Origin of the sequence: Streptomyces atriruber (assembly GCF_001418325.1) — a bacterium.
In the GTDB taxonomy this organism is placed as follows: domain Bacteria; phylum Actinomycetota; class Actinomycetes; order Streptomycetales; family Streptomycetaceae; genus Streptomyces; species Streptomyces atriruber.
This window is the reverse complement of record NZ_LIPN01000099.1, coordinates 1-21,839: the sequence shown is the minus strand read 5'-3', so window position 1 is coordinate 21,839 and position 21,839 is coordinate 1. Positions and strand designations below refer to the sequence as shown.

General features: G+C 70.9%; 16 protein-coding genes. 3 read left to right on the top strand and 13 right to left on the bottom strand.

The annotated features are described in order from the left end of the window. Positions 1-61 precede the first annotated feature (61 nt). Together AOK03_RS11800 and AOK03_RS11795 are read left to right on the top strand one after the other, a co-directional pair. The gene (locus AOK03_RS11800) at positions 62-1,840 is read left to right on the top strand and encodes an LVIVD repeat-containing protein (RefSeq protein WP_055565160.1); all 1,779 of its coding nucleotides are present in this window, start codon (positions 62-64) and stop codon (positions 1,838-1,840) included. Between the two features lie 143 nt (positions 1,841-1,983). Further along, positions 1,984-3,402: an amino acid permease gene (locus tag AOK03_RS11795; protein WP_055565159.1), complete on the top strand. Its 1,419-nt coding sequence runs from the start codon at positions 1,984-1,986 to the stop codon at positions 3,400-3,402. A 187-nt stretch (positions 3,403-3,589) separates the two neighbouring features. Here the strand turns inward: AOK03_RS11795 and AOK03_RS11790 are convergent, their stop codons facing one another. Continuing rightward, positions 3,590-4,603, bottom strand: a complete 1,014-nt coding sequence (locus tag AOK03_RS11790) for an NADPH:quinone reductase (protein ID WP_107097982.1) — start codon at positions 4,601-4,603, stop codon at positions 3,590-3,592. Positions 4,604-4,862: 259 nt separating this feature from the next. Here AOK03_RS11790 and AOK03_RS43950 point away from each other — a divergent pair, with 259 nt between their 5' ends. Then, on the top strand, positions 4,863-5,351 hold the full coding sequence (locus AOK03_RS43950; protein WP_244177574.1) for a 2'-5' RNA ligase family protein: 489 nt from the start codon (positions 4,863-4,865) through the stop codon (positions 5,349-5,351). Positions 5,352-5,419: 68 nt separating this feature from the next. Here AOK03_RS43950 and AOK03_RS11780 read toward each other — a convergent pair whose 3' ends face one another. The 12 genes from AOK03_RS11780 to AOK03_RS11730 form a co-directional block, all read right to left on the bottom strand. After that, positions 5,420-5,869, bottom strand: coding sequence for a hypothetical protein (locus tag AOK03_RS11780; RefSeq protein WP_055565157.1), 450 nt, complete (start codon positions 5,867-5,869; stop codon positions 5,420-5,422). Between the two features lie 44 nt (positions 5,870-5,913). Further along, on the bottom strand, positions 5,914-6,687 hold the full coding sequence (locus AOK03_RS11775) for a GNAT family N-acetyltransferase (protein ID WP_055565156.1): 774 nt from the start codon (positions 6,685-6,687) through the stop codon (positions 5,914-5,916). 199 nt (positions 6,688-6,886) lie between these two features. Further along, on the bottom strand, positions 6,887-7,738 hold the full coding sequence (locus tag AOK03_RS11770; protein WP_055565155.1) for an SDR family NAD(P)-dependent oxidoreductase: 852 nt from the start codon (positions 7,736-7,738) through the stop codon (positions 6,887-6,889). Between the two features lie 418 nt (positions 7,739-8,156). Then, positions 8,157-8,798 carry a class I SAM-dependent methyltransferase gene (locus AOK03_RS11765; protein ID WP_055565154.1) on the bottom strand — a complete coding sequence of 214 codons (642 nt, stop codon included), beginning with the start codon at positions 8,796-8,798 and terminating at the stop codon, positions 8,157-8,159. Positions 8,799-8,806: 8 nt separating this feature from the next. Beyond that, positions 8,807-11,377, bottom strand: coding sequence for a RiPP maturation radical SAM C-methyltransferase (locus AOK03_RS11760; RefSeq protein ID WP_063792479.1), 2,571 nt, complete (start codon positions 11,375-11,377; stop codon positions 8,807-8,809). A gap of 12 nt (positions 11,378-11,389) precedes the next feature. Then, positions 11,390-13,354 carry a B12-binding domain-containing radical SAM protein gene (locus AOK03_RS11755; RefSeq protein ID WP_055565153.1) on the bottom strand — a complete coding sequence of 655 codons (1,965 nt, stop codon included), beginning with the start codon at positions 13,352-13,354 and terminating at the stop codon, positions 11,390-11,392. A gap of 186 nt (positions 13,355-13,540) precedes the next feature. Then, on the bottom strand, positions 13,541-13,690 hold the full coding sequence (locus AOK03_RS42520) for a hypothetical protein (protein WP_157868926.1): 150 nt from the start codon (positions 13,688-13,690) through the stop codon (positions 13,541-13,543). Between the two features lie 99 nt (positions 13,691-13,789). Further along, entirely contained in the window at positions 13,790-14,383 is a 594-nt protein-coding gene (locus AOK03_RS11750) for a 1,2-dihydroxy-3-keto-5-methylthiopentene dioxygenase (protein ID WP_055565152.1), read from the bottom strand. 10 nt (positions 14,384-14,393) lie between these two features. Next, positions 14,394-15,422, bottom strand: a complete 1,029-nt coding sequence (locus tag AOK03_RS11745) for an HAD-IIIC family phosphatase (RefSeq protein WP_055565151.1) — start codon at positions 15,420-15,422, stop codon at positions 14,394-14,396. Next, positions 15,412-16,644 (bottom strand): acyl-CoA dehydrogenase family protein, encoded by a 1,233-nt coding sequence (locus AOK03_RS11740; RefSeq protein WP_055565150.1) that lies wholly within the window; start codon positions 16,642-16,644, stop codon positions 15,412-15,414. Before AOK03_RS11740 ends, AOK03_RS11745 begins: the two co-directional genes overlap by 11 nt. After that, a complete protein-coding gene (locus AOK03_RS11735) occupies positions 16,641-16,895 on the bottom strand; it encodes an acyl carrier protein (protein ID WP_055565149.1) in 255 nt (84 codons plus the stop codon). Before AOK03_RS11735 ends, AOK03_RS11740 begins: the two co-directional genes overlap by 4 nt. A 60-nt stretch (positions 16,896-16,955) precedes the next feature. Further along, positions 16,956-21,839 (bottom strand): non-ribosomal peptide synthetase, encoded by a 4,884-nt coding sequence (locus AOK03_RS11730; RefSeq protein ID WP_279616317.1) that lies wholly within the window; start codon positions 21,837-21,839, stop codon positions 16,956-16,958.

Here is a 21,839-nt window from a genome sequence, read left to right as displayed (position 1 = left end):
AGCACCACCGCACGCCCCATCGCAAGTCCCCCTCTCCTCCGTCGAGACCCCTAGGACTCCCATGCGATCCCTCCGCCAGCGCTCGCAGCGCGCCAAAGCGGCCCTGGCCGCGGCCGTGGCCGCCGCCACCGCCGCGACCCTGCTCTCCCCCGGCACCTCGGGCGCGACCGCCACCGCCGCCACGGACCCGAACATCGTGGACGTCTGCGAGGGCCGCCGCCCCGGGCCCGCCGACCCCGGCGCGTACGGCATGCAGCTCGACGGCACCTTCCGCCACCCGGCGCTCACTCCGGTCGACGAGGAGCACGAGCACTCCTTCCCCGGGCGCGAGAAGGACTACGACACGAAGTCGTACATCAAGAACATGAAGATCGAAGCCGCCTACGAGGGCGCCGACTTCACCCCCGACCACTTCCACACCTGGCAGAACGTCGTCGACTTCGACGGCCGCCGCTACCTGTTCCAGTACGACCGCTCCGAGGGCCGGGTCTACGACATCACCGACGTCAAGAAGGTCAAGGTCGTCGAGAAGATGACCCGGAGCGACGTCGACGGCGACGAGACCCGGGGCAACGCCTCCTGGGCGCCCCACGACTACTGGGGCGCCTCCACCATCCAGTGGAACAAGAAGCTCGACGCCTACGTGATGGTGATGAGCTTCGAGGACAAGCGGCAGATCTCCGAGCTGACCGACGACCCCGAGCACGACAAGTACCACAACCCCGAGGGCGTTAAGAAGCTCCGCGAGAAGCCCGGCCTGAAGGGCTTCAAGGTCTTCCGCCTCGACGGGCCGCGCAAGAAGGACTGGAAGCTCCTCGCCACGGTCTCCACCGACTCCACGCAGAAGGACCCGCTGAAGTCGGACGTCGACAAGCCCCAGCAGGGCTCGGGTTCGCTGGACGTGCCGTACTGGACCGGCGAGAAGTACATGTTCATCGCCACCGCCCCGAACGACACCTACTCCGGCAACGAGTACCCGACCAACCTGCACTCCGCCGGCTACCAGTCCTGGGACATGTCCGACCCCGCCCGCCCGAAGCTCCTGGACACCTGGCACCTGCCCGGCCAGCGCACCGGCGAGGACGCGGCGTACCGCAAGAACCCGCGCTGCGGCAACCGCACCAGCTGGATGGGCGCGCGCATGCCGCTGTTCATTCCCGAGCCCGTGGAGAAGGGCGGCCGTTACGCCTTCGCCGCGATGGGCGGCTACGGCCTGACCGTGCTCGACATCTCCGACCCGGCGGACCTGAAGACCGTCAGCCACCTCGACCTGCCGCCGTCCGTATCCGGTACCGAGGGCGACAACATCGACGTCTCGCAGTACGAGCGGACGGGCCTGATCTACTTCTCCGGCTACCCGCTCACCGAGGACTGCTACGAGCCGTACAAGGACGTCTACCAGATCGACGCCAAGGACCCGGAGAACCCGCGCGTCGTCGGCGCCCTGCCCCGCCCGGCCCCGCCCAAGGCCGCCTCCTTCAAGGACTTCTGCCAGCGCCGCGGCAGCTTCGGGCCCAAGCGCACCGGCTACTACACCAACCCCGGCAAACACGACGCGGGCGTCCTCGGCTACGGCTTCTACAACGCGGGCGTGCAGTTCTTCGACGTCTCCGAGCCCGCGAAGCCCGGGATCGAGGCGTACTTCGTGCCCAAGGCGTACGGCCCCGAGACCCCCGACTACGCGCACGGCAACCAGACCCACGGCGTGTACGTGGAGTGGGACCGCAACATCGCCTGGGCGCTGACCAACCACGGCATCTATGCCCTGTCCGCGCCCAAGGTACTCGGCAAGCCGCACCTGGCCCGCCCCGACAAGCCCTTCCGCAACAGCGAGTTCTAGACAACAGGTATTCGCCATCAGTGAGTTAGCACCCGCAGCAGGTCGGGCCCCGCGGACCCCGGGGGCCTCCCGGGGGCGGCGGACGAGCCGCCCGCCGCCCCGTCTCCCACCGCGCACCACCGCACAGAAGGACGTCCCCAGCCATGGCAGCTCCGGAAAGACCCGCCCCCGTCGTCGAAGGCGGCGGCCAGGGCCTGGTCCGCTCGCTCACCCACCGCCAGACCACCATGATCGGCCTCGGCTCCGCGCTCGGCACCGGCCTTTTCCTCGGCTCCGGCTCCGCGATAGGCGTCGCGGGCCCCGGCGTGATCATCTCGTACGCGATCGGCGCGCTCCTCGTCGCCGTCATCGCCGTCCTGCTCGGCGAGATGTCCGCGGCCCACCCCGTCCAGGGCTCCTTCGGCGCGATCGCGCACAAGTACCTCGGCGCCTGGGCCGGGTTCGTCACCAGCTGGACCTACTGGTTCAGCGCCGTCGTCGTCATCGGCACCGAAGTCGTCGCCTCCGCGCTGTACATCCGCTGGTGGTGGCCCGGCATCCCGATGGGCGTGGCCATCCTCGCCGTCGCGGCGGTGGTCCTCGCGGTGAACGTCATCAACGTCAAGTCCTTCGGCACCACCGAGTTCTGGCTCTCCACCATCAAGGTGACCGCGCTGTGCGCGTTCATCCTGTGCGCCGCCTTCCTGGTCTTCTTCGGCCTGCCCGACACGGAGGCCACCGGTCTCGCTCACCTCACCGACGACGGCGGGTTCGTGCCGCACGGCGCCAAGTCCATCTGGATCGCCATGTCCGTCGTGATGTTCGCGTACGCCGGGTTCGAGGTGGTGGCCATCGCCTCCGCCGAGGCCGCCGACCCGCAGCGCACCATCCGTACGGCCATGCGCCAACTCGCCTGGCGGCTGAGTGTGTTCTACGTCCTGTCCATCACCCTGGTGGTGGCCCTCATCCCGTGGAAGCGGCTGGCCTCCGGCGACGGCAGCGTCGAGGCGAGCCCGTTCGTCCGCGTCTTCTCCGACATCGGCGTGCCCGCCGCCGCGACCCTGACCAACCTCGTGGTGCTCATCGCCGCCGTCTCCGCGGCCAACGCCCACCTGTACGGCGCCTCCCGGCTGCTGCACTCCCTCGGCGACGACGGCCTGGCCCCGGCCCCGCTGGCCCGCCTCACCGGACGCGGCGTCCCGGCCGTGGCACTCGCCGCCTCCACCCTGGGCATCGCGGCCGCCGCACTGCTCGCCTTCTACGACGTCGGCGGAATCTTCAGCATCCTGATGTCCATCGCCCTGTTCGCGGTGCTCCTCGTCTGGCTGCTGATCCTCGCCTCGTACGTCGCCTTCCGCCGCCACCGCGACGCGCACCCGGAGGAGTTCACGGGCTTCAGCATCCCCGGCGGCCCCAGGCTCGCCGTGGTGGCCGGGGTCGGCGTGCTCGCCGTCGCCGCGACCGCGATCGAGGTGCCGGACATGCGGCAGGCGGCAGGCGTGGGCCTGGCGTTCACCGCCGTACTCCTGGTGGGGTACGCGGCGGTGGCGTGGCGCCGGAAGGGGGCGGGGGCCCGGCGGTGACCCGCCACCCGGGATCGAATGCCGAACAGCAGCAGGTGGCCGGGGCGATGCCCCGGCGGCCCGCAGGCTGCCGGCACGGGGGCGGACACCTCCAGGAGGGCCTGTATCGGCTGGAGCGGGGTCTGACGGCCCGGCCGTCCGTGCCCCCCGCCCGCAACGCTGAGACGTGCGGATGCCACCACCACGGTCACGGGATGTCGAGCAGGACCTTTCCGACCACGCCCCGCTCCAGTGCGGCGTGGGCATCGGAGGTGTGCTCCAGCGCGAAGCGGTGCAGCGGCAGTCCGGTCTCCTCGCCCACGCGCAGCGCGCCCGCACCCACGGCCGCTGCAACGTCAGTGATCGCCTGCTGCTTCACGGCAGGCGGCACGGTGTAGACGTAGACGCTCTGCCAGCGCAGGTTCGCCGCCAGCGAGGAGAGCACCGGAACGGAGAGCTGCTCGTCCTCGCTGCCCGAGTAGTAGGCCACCACGGCACCCGGCGCGGCCACCGCGATGTCGAGAGCGGCATTGGCACCCGGTGCGACTTCCACGACGATGTCGACGCCCTCACGGGCGAAGGCGAGGATCTCCGCGGTCGCGTCCTGCGTGCGGTAGTCGACCACCAGGTGGGCGCCGGCCGCGCGCGCGAGCGCGGCTTTGGCGGGGCTGCTGACCGTGGTGATCACACGCGCTCCGGCCCAGCGGGCGAGCTGGATGGCCGCGTTGCCGACCGCGCCGGCACCACCTGCCACCAGTACGGTCGCGCCCTGCAGGGTGGAGGGCGCGATCCGCCCCGGTCCGCCGTCGCGAACGGTCAGCGCACGGTGGGCGGTCAGGGCCGGGACACCGAGGGCGGCGCCCAGTTCGAACGGTGCGTGGTCGGGCAGGGCGACGGCATGCCGGTCGGAGACGAGCGTGTACTGCTGTGCCGTTCCCCAGGGCCGCTCCCACGCGGCCTCCCAGATCCACACCCGCTCTCCGACTCGTCCTGGGTCGACCCGCGGACCGACGGCGTCGATCACCCCGGCGCCGTCCTGGTGGGGCACCTGCTCGTCCATGCCCGGCGGCAGCGGGCGTCGGCGGCTGCGCCAGTCGGTCGGGTTGACGCCCGAGACGCGCACACGGACCCGTACCTCGCCGGGTCCGGGTTCGGGAACCGGACGCTCGACCAGCTGGAGGACCTCGGGCCCGCCGGCTGCCGTCCGAATGACGGACTTCATCTCTCACCCATCCTCACGTTCACCGGGGACATCCCCTGAACCCCCTCACGGAGCGGGGTATTCCGGGAGTCTCGGCGAGCCCTGCCAGGCTCTTGGCGCTGCTGGTCGCGCACCGCGCCGTCTGCCGGAGTCGCGCAGGTCGGGCGGCGAACACGACTCCCCCGACGCCGGCCCGGGGCGGTCGCGGCCGACATGTGGCGGACCGGACTGCGATGATGGCGGTGTGCCAGAGCCAGGGACCACTGCCGTCGTCGTTGTCTTGCCCGATGCCGCACCGCTCCTGGAAGCGGCGTGGCGTATCGACCCGACGCTGGTACGTCGTGGGGTGCCGGCGCACGTCTCGCTCCTCTACCCCTTCGTGCCGGTGTCGGCGCTGACGGATGAGGACGAGAGGGGCGTGCGTTCCCTGGCCGCGGGCTTTCCGGCAACAGATCTGCTCTTGGAGGAAGTCGTGACGGCGCCCGGCTTCGTCGCCGTCGCTGTTCCGGGACTCCAATCGATCGTCGATGCGTTCTGCGCCGAGTGGCCCGGGTTGCGCCCGTACAAGGGGCGCTTCGGAGCGCGGCCCGCCGCCCACGTCACGGTCGCCATGGGCGCGGACGACCCGACAGCTGCCGCCCGTGTCCGTGCCGCGATCGGCAGCCTGCTGCCGCTGCGCACCCGTGCGGTGGCGGTCCGGCTGGTGGTGCTGACGGAGGAAGGCTGGCAGCCACGGCTCACCGTGCCGCTCGGCGTCCCGGACGGGTAGTGAACACCGCTCGCCAGGGTTTCACCCCTGGCCAGCGGCGCGGCGGCCGGCCGAGGGGCGGTCCCCGATCAGCGGCGGCCAGTGGCCCCGGTGGCCAGGATGACGAGGAACTGACCACCGCCCGCCTCGATCCCGGCGGTCACCGGTACTCCCGGCAGCAGTCGGGAGAACCGGTCCACCAGCCAATCCGCCGCCTCTTGGGCGTCCTTCCTGGTCGGACAACGGCCCACCATCTCGCGGCCGCCCTTGCGCTCCAGCCGGTCGGCAACGGCGATCAGTGGCGCGGGTTCGACCACGTACAGGCGCTGTGGCCAGGCGACGGCCACCTTGACCGCGCCCTTGCGGCTGTTGCACCCGCGGTGCGCGAGCCGCTCGGCGACCTTGGCCTTCCGGTCGGCGGTCCGGCTGTCGACACTGGGCCCCCGCGGGTCGTTCACCGACTCGTCGGGGTCGACCGGTTCGTCACACACCCAGCACCGCCAGCCGTCGCGCTCGGCCACATCATCAAGAAGACTCATCCGGGCAAACTAGCCTGCCCGGCCGCCACCCGCGCACCAGGGGCCTACGCGGTGAGGAGTTCTTGGCGCGCCGGGCTGCCGACCGCGTAGTGGACGTACTCGCGCACGAGGCGGAATCCGGCCGTCCAGGCAAGGAGGCGGTCGGCGCGGTCGAGGGTCGAGCAGGTCCAGCTCGGGGTGTGGCCGCGGGCCGTGATGTCGGCGCACAGCGCCGTGACGCAGGCCAGGGCGGGCTGGTGGCGGCGGTGGTCCGGGCGGGTGAGGAAGGCCACCTCTTCGTGGTGGGAGCCGCGGAAGTACGCACATGCGATGGCCAGGGCGGTGCCGGTGCGGTCGGTGGCGATCCAGCCGTGTCCCGATGCCGCCAGGCCCGGCGGGCCTCCCCAACTGGCCGTTATCCAGGCGCCCTCCGGCCCCAGGGCCCGGAGGGCGTCCGTATCCGCGGGCTCGATGCGGCGCACGCGCATGCCGCGCGGGAGGACACTGGGCGTGGGTGGCGACTGGAGGGTCCACACCATGCGTTCCCAGGGAGTGAGGCTGGTGAAGGCCGCACCGAGGAGGGGGAGGAAGCGGGCGGGGGCGTCGATGGAGGAGTGGGCGAGAGGGGCCAGGTCGTCAGGGGTCATGCCGTCCGGGGTGCCGCGCAGCAGGACGCGATCCGCGCAGGAGACGGCGAGGGCGCGGGGTCGCGCGCGGTCGGCCCACCAGCGGCCGTTCCCCGTGCGCAGCGCGTGTTCGCCGATGGCGGCCGGGCCGGGTGTCCCGGTGGGGAACCAGGGGGCCAGCGCCGGGAGTTCACGGGGCTTGAGCTCGATCACGGATGAGGTGTCCTTTCGCTGTGGCCGAGAGAGGTGAGGCCGGTCGTGGTCCGGGTGCGGGACGCAGTGCGTTCCGCGCCCGGACCACCGGCTCAGCCCTGTCCGGCCTTGCTGCCGTGGTTGGACTTCTTCTTGCGGCGGGCCTTTTTCTTGCGGGCTCGCTTCGACATGACGTAACTCCTCTGCGGGGTGGTGGACTTCAGCTGCCGACGCGGCCGACGAGCAGGTCGGCGAGCTTGTTGAGGCGCTTGACGATGCGCTCCTCGGTGGCGGCGGGCGCCGGGGCGACGCGTTCGGCGCGGTCGTAGTAGGCGCCGTTGACGATTTCGTTCGCCGGGTCGCAGAGCCGGACCACGTGCGCGGCGCCCTCGGCGGCGGGCACGCCCTCGTGGGAGTACAGCGGGAGCAGGTCCGTGGTGCAGATGCCCGGGTGGACGGAGACCGCGGTGACCCGGGGGTCGGCGGCGAAGACGGTCAGGGCGAGCTGCGACTGGGCGTAGGCGGCGAGGCGGGCGTAGCGGCGGGCGCGGTTGGGGTCGTTCCACTGGATCGCGGCGGTGCGGTGCAGCGAGGAGGAGACGTTGACGACGCGTCCACCCGGTCCTTCCCCACGCTCTCGGTTTCGCTCGAGCAGGGGAGACCCCGTCGTGAGGGCCGGTTCCAGGAGGCAGGTCAGCAGGTAGTGGGCGAGGAAGTTGACCTGGAAGGCGATCTCGTTGCCGTCGGCGGTGACGGTGTGCCGCTCGGGGGCGGCCATGCCTGCGTTGTTGACGAGGACGTCCAGGTGCGGGTGCTCGGCCGCGACCCTGCGGGCCATCTCCTCGACCTCTTCGAGACGGGTGAAGTCGGCGGCGAAGGCACAGAGTCGGGCCGCGTCGGCCTCGCTGGTGGCGATGATGCGGTCCACGGCGGCGCGCGCCTCTTCGGCGGTGCGGCCGTGGACGAGGACGACGGCTCCGCGCTCGGCGAGCTGGCGGGCCGTCTCCAGGCCGATGCCGGAGGTGGCTCCGGTGACCAGGACCGTACGGGAGGTGAGCGTGGCGGAAGACATGATCCATCCAGGAGTCGCTAGGCGGAGTGAGGCGTGCGCGTCCAGGGGCCGTGGGGCGTGGACGGACACGGAAAAGGGGCGCCGGACCGGGTCTCGGCGCCCCTGGGCGGAGGAGTCGGACGCGTCAGCGCGTGGCGGACGCGGGATTCTCCGGACAGCGGGGCACGCGACGGGGCGCCTGATGAGGCGGCCGGTCGAGAAGGAGCCACTCGCTGTTCACGTCACCCATGGAAGTCGGTGCGTGCGGGGCGGGCAAGGTTGTCGAGGGTTTCCTGATGGGGCTCTGATGCCGGGTCGGCCGAGCCCGCGGATCCTCACCGGCGCGCGGAGCCGGGTGGCTTCCGGCGAGGACTTCGTCTTCTACGACGATCACTCCGCCGACTCTGCCGTCCCCGCGAGGGTCATCGCGGGGAAGGTGTCAGTCCCCCCTTCGCCGCAGCACGACATACCGGGCCGACCAGTCCGTCACACCCGCCCGGCGGCCGAAATCGGCGATCCGGTGGTCGCGCACGGTGAACCACGGGGACACCGCGTCGAGGAACGCCTCCTCCGTGGTCCAGGACGGTCCGTTGGACTGGTCGAGGGCGTCCTCGGCGCTGAGCGCGGCCGCACCGACGTGCAGCCACAGTCCGCCGGGGCGGCACAGTCGGGCCATCGCCCCGGCGAACGTCCGGCGTTCACGGTGGGTGGGGCAGGTGTGCAGGACGCCGCGGTCGAGGAGCACCGGGAAGGGAGGCAGGGGGACGTGGGCGGTGGCGTCGAGGACCTCGTACTTCACCGCCGAGTCGGCCGGTGTGCGGCGTCGGGCCTCTGTGATCGCCCGGGCCGAGAAGTCGCAGGCCGTCACCGTGTAGGCGCGGTCGGCGAGCCAGCGGGCGGTGGTGCCCAGGCCGCAGCCGACGTCCAGCACGTGGGCCGGGGGCGGGGCGTGCTCGGCCAGGAGGTCGCCGAGGACGGGTGGTGGCTCCTCGTCCCAGGCGGGGTTCGTCGAGGCGTACGTGCGGTCCCATTCCGTTGCGCTGAGGGAGCGCAGCGGCGGGGAGGGTTCGATGCGGGGCATGTTCCGCCTCACCCCACGACCGGCCAGCGGGTGATGCGGGAAGGCAGCCACCAGAGGAGGGAGCCGACCTGGTGGACCAGGCCCGACTTCGTGAACGCTGCTATTTCCTGCTGACGGAATGCCGAGGCAGGGGCACCGTTCAGAAGTGACTCCAGCTTCGTCTTGTTGGCCTTCCGCATGATGACGCGCCGCTGCTTTCCGTGGCGCAAGTCGGTGACCTCGACGAAGCCCGTGCCGCGCCGGTAGCCGCACTTGTTCATGTGGAACGTGGCGCGCCACTGGTCGAGGATCGCGTCGCCGTCGGGGCCCGCCACCGACCGCGGGGGATACAGGTGGCTGAACAGCCGCCACCGTCCGGTCTCCGTGCCGAGGTCCAGCTCCCAGTCGACGGAGAGACCGTGTCCCGTCAGCTCCCGCACGTGGGTGAGTCCGCGGACCGCCTCCCGGTCGCCGTCGCCATCGCCATCGTCGCCGTGGCCGAGGATCACCGGTCCGGGGAGGGCGACGTGTCGGGCGCCCTGCGCGACCAGGTCCGACACGGTGTGCACCGGGGTGTCCCCGTACCGCTCCTGCCCCATGTAGATGCCGTCCCTGGCGCGCGTCTCCTCGTCGCGTTCCCGCCAGCAGTGGAGCGTCGTCGCCGGTCCCCTTACCGATTTCGATTCCGGTACCGGGGTGCCCGGGTCATCGCCCCGGAGCAGTGCGGGCACCAGCGCCGCGCTTCCCTCGCCGGTCACCCACCGCATGAGGTCCTGGTTGGCCGCATACGGGACGACGTGCACACTCTGGCCGCCGTCCTCGAAGAGCAGTCCCAGCGTGCGCCAACGGGCCAGCAGCTCCGATACGTCCTCCGCGGTGATGTCGTGCGCGTCTGCCCGGAGCTTCTTCAGCAGTACGTCACTTGCGCACGGCTGTGACAGCAGGCGGAACGCGGCCAGCTCCCAGGGGGGCTCGATGGTCCGAGTTCTCCAGGTGAAGCCGGGGCGGGTGTTGGTGAGGACGATGGAGTCGGTCAGGTCGCACTGGGTCAGCCGCCCTCGCGGGAACTCGTGGCGCCAGGTCTCGATGGCCTTCTCCAGGCGCTCCGCCTGCGTGCTGGAGATGCCTTGGTGCGCCGCGTCGAAGACATAGGCCATGTCGCGGAGTTCGGATTCCGGGAGGTCGTAGATCACGGCGTAGTGGGCGGCGGGCCGCAGGTCGCCGAAGCCGAGTTCCGGGCGGTTGAAGTAGGGGCTGAAGCGTTCGATGGCTATGCGGGTGACCCCGTTGGGCGGGGCGAGATGGTGGATGGCTGGGAACTGGTCGATGACCGACTCGTAGTCCTCCTCGGTCTCGTCCGGGAAGCCGAAGAGGTAGTTCCAGACGACGCCGAGGCTCACCGACTCCGCGTCCCGCATCATCCGGACGTTCTGGCAGCCGGTCACCCCCTTGTCCATCAGCTTCAGCACGCGGCCGCTGAGGCTTTCGATGCCGGGCTGCACGTAATGGATTCCGGCGGCGACCAGGGAGGCCAGCTGTTCGCGGCGCATGTTCGACTTGATCTCGTAACTGATGCGCAGGTCGCATTCGGCCTCGGCGAGTCTCGGAACCATCGACCGCAGGTAGTTCATGTCGAGGATGTTGTCGGCCACGGCGACGTTGAGTACCTGGTACCGCTCCGTCATCGCGAGCAGTTCGTCGACGAACCGGTCCGGGCTCTTGCTGCGGAATTCCATGAACGAACCGTTGAGCCCGCAGAACGTGCAGTGGTGTTTCTGGCCCCACCAGCAGCCGCGTGAGCTCTCCACCACCAGGTGGGGCTCGGCCATGGCTCCGGCGCGGGAGGCCGCGTGCTGCTCGAAGTAGTCCGTGTAGTCCGGTGTGACCAGCGCCGACGCGGGCAAGGGTGCCGCGCTCATGGCGTTGGCGTGCGACGTGCCGTCCGCATCGCGCCAGCAGAGTCCGGGGATGTCCGCGGGGCTCGACTCGCCCTGGAGAGCGGAGAGGAGGCGCGTGAACGACAGCTCGCCCTCGCCGCGATTGACGTAGTCGATGAACGGGAATCCGCGGTGGAGTGCTGCGCCCTGCGGCCCGTCGCAGTTTCCGCCGCCCAGCACCACACGCACTTCGGGTGCGGTCCTCTTGATGAGCCTGGCCGCGGCGAGCACGGCGCTGTTCTGCGCGAAGGTCGTCGAGAAGCCGACGACGTCGGGCCGGTCGGCGAGAATGCGGGAGACCAGGGACTCGATGTACTCGGGCGCGAGCGCGTGCAGTTCGCGCCCCTTGTTGAGCATGTCCCCCGGCACCGACTCCGCCACGAGGTCCGCGAATTCGGTGTTGCGCCACTGCGGATCGTCGTACAGCGCCGAGGAGAATATCCACTCGCTGTAGCCGGTGAAGTACGAGTCCCAGCAGAAGTTGTACTCGTCGCGCGTCAGCCCGGTCCGCTCGGTGATCCAGTCCAGATAGTCGAGATTCGCGTTCACGACGTCGACGCGGCTGTCCGGGAACTCGTCCGTGACGCGTTGCTTGAGGATTCCCAGGGCCAGGGAAGGGAAGTCGATCGAGGCCCAGGGCATGTTGACCAGGGTGATGTGCACCGTGTGACTCCTTCAGCGGGTCGGACGCATGGCCGGTGGCGGTACGTCGCACAGGGCACCGACATCCGCGGCGGCGAGTCTGCCGAGCAGGGACCGGCCGTGCGCGCTGGTCGCGATCAAGGGCCCACCAGGCGCGGCGCTTCGCGTCACATGGCCTTTCGGCAGGGAGTACACCTGCTCACGTACTGGGTCGGCCAGCAGGGAGGAGGCGCCGCCGCCCGGACCGCGCAGGTCGAACCTTTCCGGAGCGCTCCGGATCCACGGATGAGGCCGTAGCGCCGAGTGCTTCGCCGGAGCCCCAACGGCGCCAGGGGGTCCACCGGCACCAGTGGGCCCGCCCGCAGCCGCCGAGATCCGGCGCATCCCGGACTTCAGCCGCTGCAGCATCTCGGGGCGCTCGGGGCCGCCCACGACGGCGTGCCGCCTGCCCACCCTGCCGCCTAAGTAGTTCAGTTCGCGGTTGTCGGCGAACGACATGTCGCTGTCGAGCACCACGCCGTAGCGTTGCGGATCGGCCAGCAGAAGCGTTTCCGGCTCGACCACCATGAGTTCGAACGCGTCGACGGCGAATTTCTCCCGGTTGCGTTCGAGGAAACGGAGCGATTCCTCGGCCTCCTCCTCGGTCTCGTCCAGCAGGCCGCCCATGACCGAGAGGTTGACCCGGATGTCCGCTGCCGCGAGGTTGTCGAGGATGGCCTGGAAGTCCGCGGCGTCGACGCCCTTGTCCAGCTTGTCGAGGAGTCGCTGGGTGACGCCCTCGTAGCCGACGGCCATTCCCTCGCAGCCGAGCTCGGCGAGCTCCTTGCAGAAGGCCGGATCGAGCAGGATCGGCTCCAGGCGGTTGCGCGTATTGAAACGGACCCGGAGACCGCTCTCGCGCACCAGCCTCATGGCTCGGGCGAGCAGGCGCAGATTGGTGTTCTCGTCGACGACGGTGACGAAGTCGATTCCCGTGCTCTCGACGATGTGGCGTATCGCGTCCGCGAGTTGCCGCGGGGAAGCCTGCTGGTAGCCGCGTCCCAGGGACCGGTTGCCGTAGGAGCAGAAGATGCAGCGTCCCCAGTAGCAGCCCACACAGGACACCATGGAGAGGACGACGGTGTCGTTGAGATAGGAGTGCACCTTCAACCCGCCGTAGTCGGGGGCGCCGACGTCCTTGAACCGAAGGGTGGGCTGCCGGGTGGGGGCCGTCGCGCCGCCTTCGGGGCTCAGCCACCTCATCCCGGGCACCTCGGAGCGTGGCGTTTTTCCGGTGACATGGGACAGCCAGCGCTCCAAGGGCTCTTCGCCCGCCGTGACGCAGAGCGCGTCCACCGCTGCACGCACGGAGGGCATCGCGGCCAATTCGTCGTGCCGCAGCATGACTTGCTGTCCGCCGAGGCAGATGGGCAGACCCGGATGGCGCAGCCGGATCCACCGGGCGATGAGCAGCGCCGGGGCCAACTGGCTGAAGAAGGCCACGGATATGCCGACCGCCCGCGGCGCGGACTCGTCGAGGGCTTCCGTCAGCAGTACATGCAGATTCCGGGTCGCGAAGTCGAGAGAACCGACCGGCGACTCCGACAAGCGGAGCACCGACCGGTCGAGCGAGTCGAAGTCGTCCCACACGTGTGACAACGCCGAGTCGCGCAGCAGCAGTTGGGCGGCCTGCCGGGCCATGCGCACCGCGCGGACGGGGCCGAGGCGAGGCGCCGGATCCTTCGTGAGGACGAAGTCGCGCACCTCACCGAGATGCTGCAGGGCGGCATCGGCCACTGCCGCCCGGTACCAGGCCGGCAGGTCCGCCGCCTCGTCCAGGGCGTCGGCCACCTGCGTGAGCGCCGGGCCGTCGAGCAGCCGGTGGACCAGTTCGATGCTCAGATCGACCTGATGGGCGCTGTAGCCGGACCGGCGGACGTGACCGGCGAGATAGGGCAGGCTCAGATACGGAAAGAGAGTCGCCTCCGTGAGCGGCGGAAAGAGCAGCAAGAGATCCATGCCATCCGTCCTGATCCGGACGGATGCGGCCGACCGGGTGCGCGACGCTACGCGAGATGCTGGCAGTCCGTGGCGGCCGAAAGAGAACCGAAGGAGCTCACAAGGCGCTCGCTCCGGCAGCGTGCAGGGCGCCGGAGAATGCGGAAGATCTTGTGAGCTCCCCGTGAAGCCGTTCGGCCGGGCCGGTCAGCCCCCCGATATCTCCGAGGAACGGTCCGCGTTCTTGGCGATGTAGTTGTAGGCCGTGGACGAACCGCTGACTTGCAGCTCGTCCATCTCGAGTACTTCGAGTTCGCCCAGGTCGCTGTCGACCTCGGTGCTCATCTGGATGTCCATGGAACCTCCATACGCGAGTGAAACACGAAACAGGAGTAGCCTTGTGGGCCTTCTGTCCTGGAACAGGCTCCCTGTGCGGTTTCCTCACGGTCAAGAGCTCTATTGAGCCATGGTCATCCGCGTCGCCACGAGCGCGTCGAAATCGGGGAACTTCAGCGCGATGTCGCTGCCGGTGAAGTTGCCGACCCAGCCGTCCTCGTCATGAAAGAAGCGAATGACGGTGTACGACGGTGCGGCCCCCATGTCGAACCAGTGCTTGGTGCCGCGCGGCACCCCCAGCAGGTCCCCCGCCTCGCACAGCACGGCATGCACGTCACTGCCGACGTGCAGATAGAAGGCCCCGGCGCCCGCGACGAAGAACCGCACCTCATCGTCGTCGTCGTGCGTGTGCTCGCTGAGGAACTTCTTCCGCTCGGCCTTGGCGGTCAGCCGCCACCCCAGGTCCTTGCGCGGTCGCAGCCCCACCACGTCGATGGTGGCGAACTCCTCGGCGGCGGCCAGCGCGTCCACCTCGTGCCGATAGGCGCTCAACACCGTTGCGGGGTCGGGGTCTTCGGGCAGGTCGTCGCGGAGCGCCCACTGCTCGTAGCGGACGCCCGCGGGGGCCAGCGCGGCGGCGATCTCATCGGGTTCGGTGGTACGGCGTACGACGGTGTCGGGGCCGGCATCCGGCCACGTGATCAGCAGGGTCATGGCGCACTCCTCAACGCGGCAGCGACAGGGCAAGGTAGTCGGGGTAGGTGTGCGGCAGGCCGGGGGCCATCTCCAGCACCCGCACGGGCTCCTCGACGGCGGTCTTCTTGAAGCCCGCCAGGCGGTAGACCGTGTACATCGCCTTGTTGACGTCGGTGGGCTTGAAGTCCGCTGTCAGACGCACCTGCGCGGCCTCGGCCGACTGCGCCAGATAGCGCAGAATGGCGCCTCCGACATTGCGGCCCATCACCCGGCAGGACATCAGGAACAGCCGGATCCGCCATTCCTCCGCCGTCTTGCCGACCAGGGTGAGACCGATGGTGCCGTACGCACCGAAACGGTCCCCGAGCCGGGCGACCAGGAGCGTCTGGTCCGGCCGGTCCATCAGCTCGCGCAGCTCCGTCTTGGAGAACGTCAGGCCCGTGGTGTTGAGCTGGTGGGTGCGCTCGGTGAGTTCGGCGGCGCGTTCCAGGTCCTCCGGGGTGGCCACCGCGACCTCTAGACGCATCTCCAGCGACCTGAGGAACTCGACCTGCGGGCCCGCGAACGACTTCTCGTACGCGTTGCGCTCGGCCGCCTGCAGATACAGCGTGCGGCGGGCGCGCCCGTCCTCGGTCACCGGCCGGGTCAGCTCCGGGCGGTCGAGCAGGTCCGCGGTGTCGGCGGAGTCCACGCACCGCACCTGCGGATGCACGAACTCGACCTCGGCCCGCTCGAAGGCGGAGTCGTCCACGAACATCATCGTGTCGAGGCCGATGTCGAGCCGCTGCGCGATGCTCTCGATCAGCGCCGACTTCGGCTGCCACGAGACGTGCGGCACGAGGAAGTAGTGGCGGATGCCGAGCCGTTCGAGTTCGTCGAGGGCGGCCTTCTCGTCGTTCTTGCTGGCGATCGACTGCAGGACGCCGCGCTGGTCGAGCGTCTCGATCAGCTCACGGACGCCGGGGCGCAGCTTCACTCCGGGGCCTTCGGAGAGGATGCCCTCCCACACGGTGTCATCGAGGTCCCAGACGACACACTTGACCAGATCACTCGGCACAGTCGGCTCCTGCTTCGAACGGATATTGCGGGTGGCGCCTGCGCACCCGGAAGCGCTGCAGGCTCTCCTCGGCCAGAAGGTCCTGCAGCAGTTGCGTGCTGCCCTCGATGATCTGCATGACCCGTGCGTCCCGCACCCAGCGGTCCACCGGGCTACCCTCCACCAGGCCTGCGGCGCCGTGCAGTTGGGCCGCCGCGGCCGACGCCCGGTCCGCCGCACGGGACGCCGCCAGCTTGGCGGTGAGCACGTGCTGGATCAGCCAGTCGTCCTGGGTGTCCATGGCCCGCGCGGCCTGCTCGCACAGGAGCCGCGCCGCCTCGGTGTCGACGACGGCGTCGCCGACGAGTCCGCGGACGAGCTGCAGATCGATGAGCCGCCCGCCGAACTGCTTGCGGCTGCTGGTGTGGCCGAGGATCGCGTCGCAGCACGCCTCGGCGATCCCGAGGGAGCCGTACGCGACACAGAGCCGCCCCAACGACAGCGCGCTGCCCGCCACTTGGGACACGCCGAAGCCGGGCCGGCCCACCATGCGGTCGGCGGGGACGCGGCAGCCGTCCAGGTGCAGGTCGGCCAGCATGGCGCTGCGGAAGCCGCTGGTGGGCCGACTGGGGACCACCGTGACGCCCGGGTCGTCCCGCTGGACGAGGAAGGCCACGCTGCGGTCGCCGTGCTTGGCGAAGACCAGGAAGCAGTCGGCGAGCCCGCCGAAGGACAGCCAGCGCTTCGTGCCGTCCAGGCGCCACACGGCCTGAGCCGCACCGGCACCGGCCGCACCGCCCTCTGCCGCCCCTGCGCCCGCCAGGGCTGCCTCCGGGACCTCCTCCGGCACCGCCGTGGTCCCGACGGCCTGCGCGTCGCTGCCCGCTCCGTCCTCGGTGAGGCCGAACGCCCCGACGAGTTCACCGGAGGCCAGGCGCGGCAGCAGCCGCTGCCGAAGGGTCCGTGACCCCCAGCGGCTCAGGCTCGCGCACACCATTCCGTGCACGGTCAGCAGGCTCTGCAGCGACGCCGAGGTACGGGCCACCGCCCGGTTCAGCTCGCCGTACGCCCGGTGGCTCAGCGGCCGTCCCCCGTACTCCGCGGGCACCATCGCGGCCATCGCGCCGGACCGGACGATCTCCGCGAGGACGTGTTCGGGCACCGTCTTCGCCGCGTCGATCTCGTCGGCCAGCGGCAGCAGCAGTCGGCCCAGCTCGTCCGCGGTCGGCGGCGGCTGGCTCATGCCTGTTTCCCCTGCACGAACCGCACGATGCTGTCCAGCGTGTCGAAGTTCTCGATCTCCAGGTCGTCGTCATCGATGCCGATGCCGAATTCCTTCTCGAGGTGGCTGACGAGCGCCACGGTCGCCAGCGAACTGAGCACCCCACCGGTGATCAGCTGGATGCCCTCCAGTTCGGCGGGGTCGTCCACGTACCGCGACAGGAAGTCGAGCACACGGGATCGGACGGCTGCGTCCTCGTAGACGGCGGTCACTGCAACATCACACTCCAACTCACATGGTCGAACAGGGCGGTGGCGGCGTCGCTCAGGGCGTCACCGGCCGCGCCACTTCTTCTCAAGTCGGCTGATCTGGCTCTGGCTGAGGTTGACGAGGGAGAGGTCCGAGGGCGTCCGGCCGACCGCGTCGGGCCCGTCGGCGTGCGCGGCCAGGGCCTTGAGGTGCGTGACCCAGCCCTCGCCGAGCTGCCGCACGTCCCCGGGCGACAGAACGTCACGCGGCCACGACCACGTCGCGGACAGCTCCGGCCCCGCCGGGCCCTCCGTCGTCACCGCGTTCACCATCAGCGCGTGCGTCAGACGCATCCGGGGGTCGAGACCGCCCGTGGGCGCCCCGCCCACCTGCTGCCAGTCGCCCTCGGGGTGGGAACGGCCCTGGCCGACCCGCCCGAAGTAGTTGAACGCCACCTGCGCTTCGGGCAGCGCGGCGAGCCCGGGCGCGGTCTTCGGGTTGAGGTGGCGCAGCAGGGTGTACGCGATGCGCCGCTCCGAAGCGGCACGGAGCTGCTCCTTGACCCGCTGCAGAACCCGCCCGGCGGCCGGTCCGCCGCGCCGGACCTCGCCCCAGGACACCCTGCCGGTGTCGAGCCGCACCGGAGCGACGGCCGTGAACCAGCCCACCGTCCGGGAGGTGTCGGCGCCCGTGAACAGGTCCTCCCGCCCATGCCCTTCGACATCGACCAGGAGGGACGTCGCACCGGCGGCGCCCGGCACACCGCTCGCCGTCCGCCACTGGTTCACCGCGAGCACGAAGGCCGTCACGAGTGCGTCTTCGACACCTGCGTGCAGCGTGTCGGGCACCCGCGTGAGCAGCGCCTGCGACAACTCCGCCGGAACCGTGACGCGCAGCGAGTCGAGCCGCGCCGCCGTGTCCTCGCCCGGGATCGGCCTGCGCCGCCCGAGGAGGGGTTCTGAGCCGGACAGGGCATCGGTCCAGTGCTGCAGGGAGTCCGTGGTCCGCGGTTCCTCCGCGAGCGCATGGAGCTGCTCCGCCCAGCGCTTGAAGGAGGTGGGGACCGGCGCCAGCTCCGGGGTGCGGCCGCCGAGCACGGCCACACCCGCGGCGGCGAGGTCGGGCAGCAGGATGCGCCAGGAGACGCCGTCGACGACCAGGTGGTGGATCGTCAGGAGCAGGCGGCCCGGCTCCTGGGGGCCGTGGTCGAACCAGACGGCCTGCAGCATGACTCCGTCGCGCGGCGCCAGGCGGCCCTGCGCGTGCGTGGCGTGTTCGGACAGCAGCTGTTCACGCCCGGCCGCTGTCGCGCCGGAGCAGTCCACCCGGGTCAGGGCCGCGTCGGCCGTGAGCGCCTGCGGGCTTCCCGCCGGAGGCACGGACAGAGCCCAGTCGTCCTGGGCGTCGTCCCTCGTCAGCCGGGCCCGCAGCAGGTCGTGGCGGTCGATGACGGCTTGCAGGACGTCGGCCAGTTGCTCGCGTCCGACGCCTGCGGGGACCTGGACGAGTCGCGCCTGGAAGAACGCTTCGTAGGTGTGCTCGGGCTCGACGAGCCACCGCATGATGGGCGTCAGCGGAACCGGGCCGGTTCCGTCGTCCGCCTCCGGCGTGCTGTCGCCGCCCGGCAGGGTTCCCGTCCTGTGGGCGAGCCGCCGCGCTGTGTGGTGCCGGAAGACATCACGGGGTGTCAGGTCGAGGCCGCGTTCGCGGGCGCGGCTGACCAGGACGATGGAGCTGATGCTGTCGCCGCCGAGGGCGAAGAAGCCGTCGTCGACACCGACGCGGTCGGGGTCGAGCCCGAGGACGTCGGCGAAGAGGTCGGTGAGGGCCTTCTCCTGCGGGGTGCTCGGGGCGCGGGTGCGGGTGGCCGGCGCGTAGTCGGGCGCGGGCAGGGCCTTGCGGTCCAGCTTGCCGTTCGGCATCAGCGGCAGGGCGTCCAGGACCAGCACGGCGGACGGGACCATGTAGTCGGGGAGACGGTCGGCGACCCGGGCGCGCAGGGCGGCCGGATCGACGGCAGTACTCCCGTCATCACCACGGTCACCGCCGCGGTCGCTCACGACGTAACCGACCAGGCGTCGGTCGCCGGGCCGGTCCTCGCGGAGCACGGCCGCAGCGCTCTCCACGCCGGGGCAGGCGGTCAACGCCGCCTCGACCTCGCCGAGCTCGATCCGGAAGCCGCGCAGCTTCACCTGGTCGTCCGTACGTCCCAGGAAGCGCAGGGTGCCGTCGTCGTGCCAGGCCGCGAGGTCGCCCGTGCGGTACATGCGCGACCCGGCGGGCCCGTAGGGATCGGCGACGAAGCGCTGCGCGGTCAGCCCCGGGCGCTTGAGGTAGCCGCGGGCGACTCCGGCCCCGGCCACGTACAGCTCACCGGGCACGCCCGGCGGCACCGGGGACAGGCCCGCGTCCAGGACGTACGTCCGTACGTTGGCGATCGGTCCGCCGATCGGCGGCGCCACCGCCCCCGACAGCGGCTCGCTCATGGTCGCGCACACCGTGGTCTCCGACGGCCCGTACGCATTGAACATCCGCCGGCCGGCGGACCAGCGCCCGACCGTGTCCGGGTCGCAGGCCTCGCCCGCCACGATCAGCGTCATCGCCGCCGGAACGCTCGCCGGGTCCAGCACGCTCAGCGCGGACGGCGGGAGGGTGCAGTGGGTGACGCCCGCGTCCACCAGGACGGACGAAAGCGCCTCCCCGGGCATGAGCCGGTCCGCGTCGGCCACGACGAGCGCACCACCCGTCAGGAGGGCGGTGAAGACCTCCGACGCGGCGGCGTCGAAGCTCGGCGACGCGAACTGCAGCACGCGGCTCCCCGCACCGATCCCCCACCGGCCGCTCTGCGCGAGAGCGAGATTCACCAGGCCCGTGTGATGGGCCACCACACCCTTGGGCGTGCCGGTCGAACCCGACGTATAGACGAGGTACGCGGGGTGGGCGGGATCCAGTGGCGTAAGGCGGTCGGAGTCGGTCGGGTCGGTGCCCTCCAGGGTCGCCAGCCTGGTCCGGAGGGCGGGGTCGTCGAGGTGGAGGGTGGGGGTGCCCTCGGGCCACAGGGCACCGGTGGTGGTGTGGGTCAGGACGAGGGTGGGTCGGGCGTCCGCCAGCATGAAGCGGATGCGGTCGGCCGGGTAGGTGGTGTCGATGGGCAGGTAGGCGGCGCCGGTCTTCAGTACCGCGAGGAGTGCGGTGATCAGGTGCGGGGACCTGGGCAGGGCGAGGGCGACGATGTGCTCGGGGCCGACGCCCTGCTCGATGAGGTGGTGTGCCAACTGGTTGGCGCGGGTGTTGAGTTCGGCGTACGTGAGGTGGGTGCCGTCGGCGATGACGGCGGTGGCGTCCGGTGTGGCGGCGGCCTGTGCCTGGAACAGCTCCGGAACCGTGCCGGGAAGGCCGGGCACCGCGGTGTCGTTCCACGTCCGGAGCATCTCGTGCTGCTCCGCGGCCGACAGCAGGTCCACCGACCCCACGTGCTGCTCGGGGTCGTCGAGGAGGCTCGCGAGGGCCTGCCGGAACCAGCGGCCGATTGCCTCGATGCGCTCCCGTGAGAACCGGTCCGCGTCGAACTGCAGGGCTCCGTCGATCCCCTGCGGCTCCCCGTCCGGCCCGAACCGCTCCCGCAGGGTCAGCGTCAGGTCCCGGCGCGCGGCCTGCGTGTTCCAGGAGGAGGCCGTGAGGCTCAGCCCGGGGATGTCGAGCTGCTGCGCCTCGTGGTTCTGCAGCGTGAGCATCACCTGGTACAGCGGCTGGTGGTCCGTGGAACGGGTCGGGTTGAGCGCCTCGACCAGGCTCTCGAAGGGCACGTCCTGGTGGGCGTAGGCGTTGAGGTCGCTCTCGCGGACGCGGTCGAGGAGTTCGGTGAAGGTGGGGTCGCCGGACAGGTCGGTGCGGAGCACCAGCGTGTTGACGAAGTTGCCGATGAGGGTGTCCAGCTCCTGCTGGGCGCGGCCTGCCGTCGGCGTGCCGATCGGAATGTCGGTCCCGGCGCCGAGGCGGTGCAGCAGCACGCTCAGGGCGGCCTGCAGCACCATGAAAACGGTGCTTCGCTGGCCCTTGGCGACCCGGACGAGTTCCGCGTGCAGATCGGCGGGCAAGGAAAGCTCCGCCACTTCTCCCCGCCGGTCGCCGGACGCCCGCTCGGCGAGGTCGGTGGGCAGGTCGATGCGGTCGGGGAGCCCGGCCAGCGCGCCCTTCCAGTAAGCGAGTTGGGCGGCCAGCAGGCTGTCGGGGTCGTTCTCATCGCCGAGGAGCTCGTGCTGCCAGAGGGTGTAGTCGGCGTACTGGACGGGCAGCGGCCCCCACGCCGGGGCGCCGCCAGCGCAACGGGCGGCGTAGGCGGTGCCGAGGTCACGCGCGAGGGGGCCCATGGACCAGCCGTCGCCCGCGATGTGGTGGATCACCAGGGCGAGTACGTGCTCGTCTTCGCTGTCCTCGACCGTGAACAGGGCTGCGCGGAGGGGCAGTTCGGTCGCGAGGTCGAAGGGGTGGCGGACGGCTTGGTCCACGGCACCGGTCAGCTGCGCTTCGGTGACCGTGTGGACGCTCACCTCGGGCCGGGCTTGGGCGGCGGGGCGGATGTCCTGGTACGGCCGTCCGTCGACGTCCGGGAAGACCGTGCGTAGTGCCTCGTGCCGCGCGACCACGTCGTTCAGGGCGGCGCGCAGGGCCTCGGTGTTCAGGGCGCCGGACAGGCGCAGCACCACCGGCACGTTGTACGTCGCGCTGGGCCCCTCCAGCCGGTACAGGAACCACAACCGGCGCTGCGCGAACGACAACGGCATGCGCTCCGGGCGCGTGGCGGGCGCCAGCGCCGGGCGGTCGACCGGGTGCGTGGCCGCTTCCACGGTGCGCGCGAGGGCGGCGATCGTCGGGGCGGCGAAGAGGTCCCGTATCGCCAGGTCCACACCCATGACCGCGCGGACGCGGCCGACGAGACGCATGGCCAGCAGGGAGTGCCCGCCCAG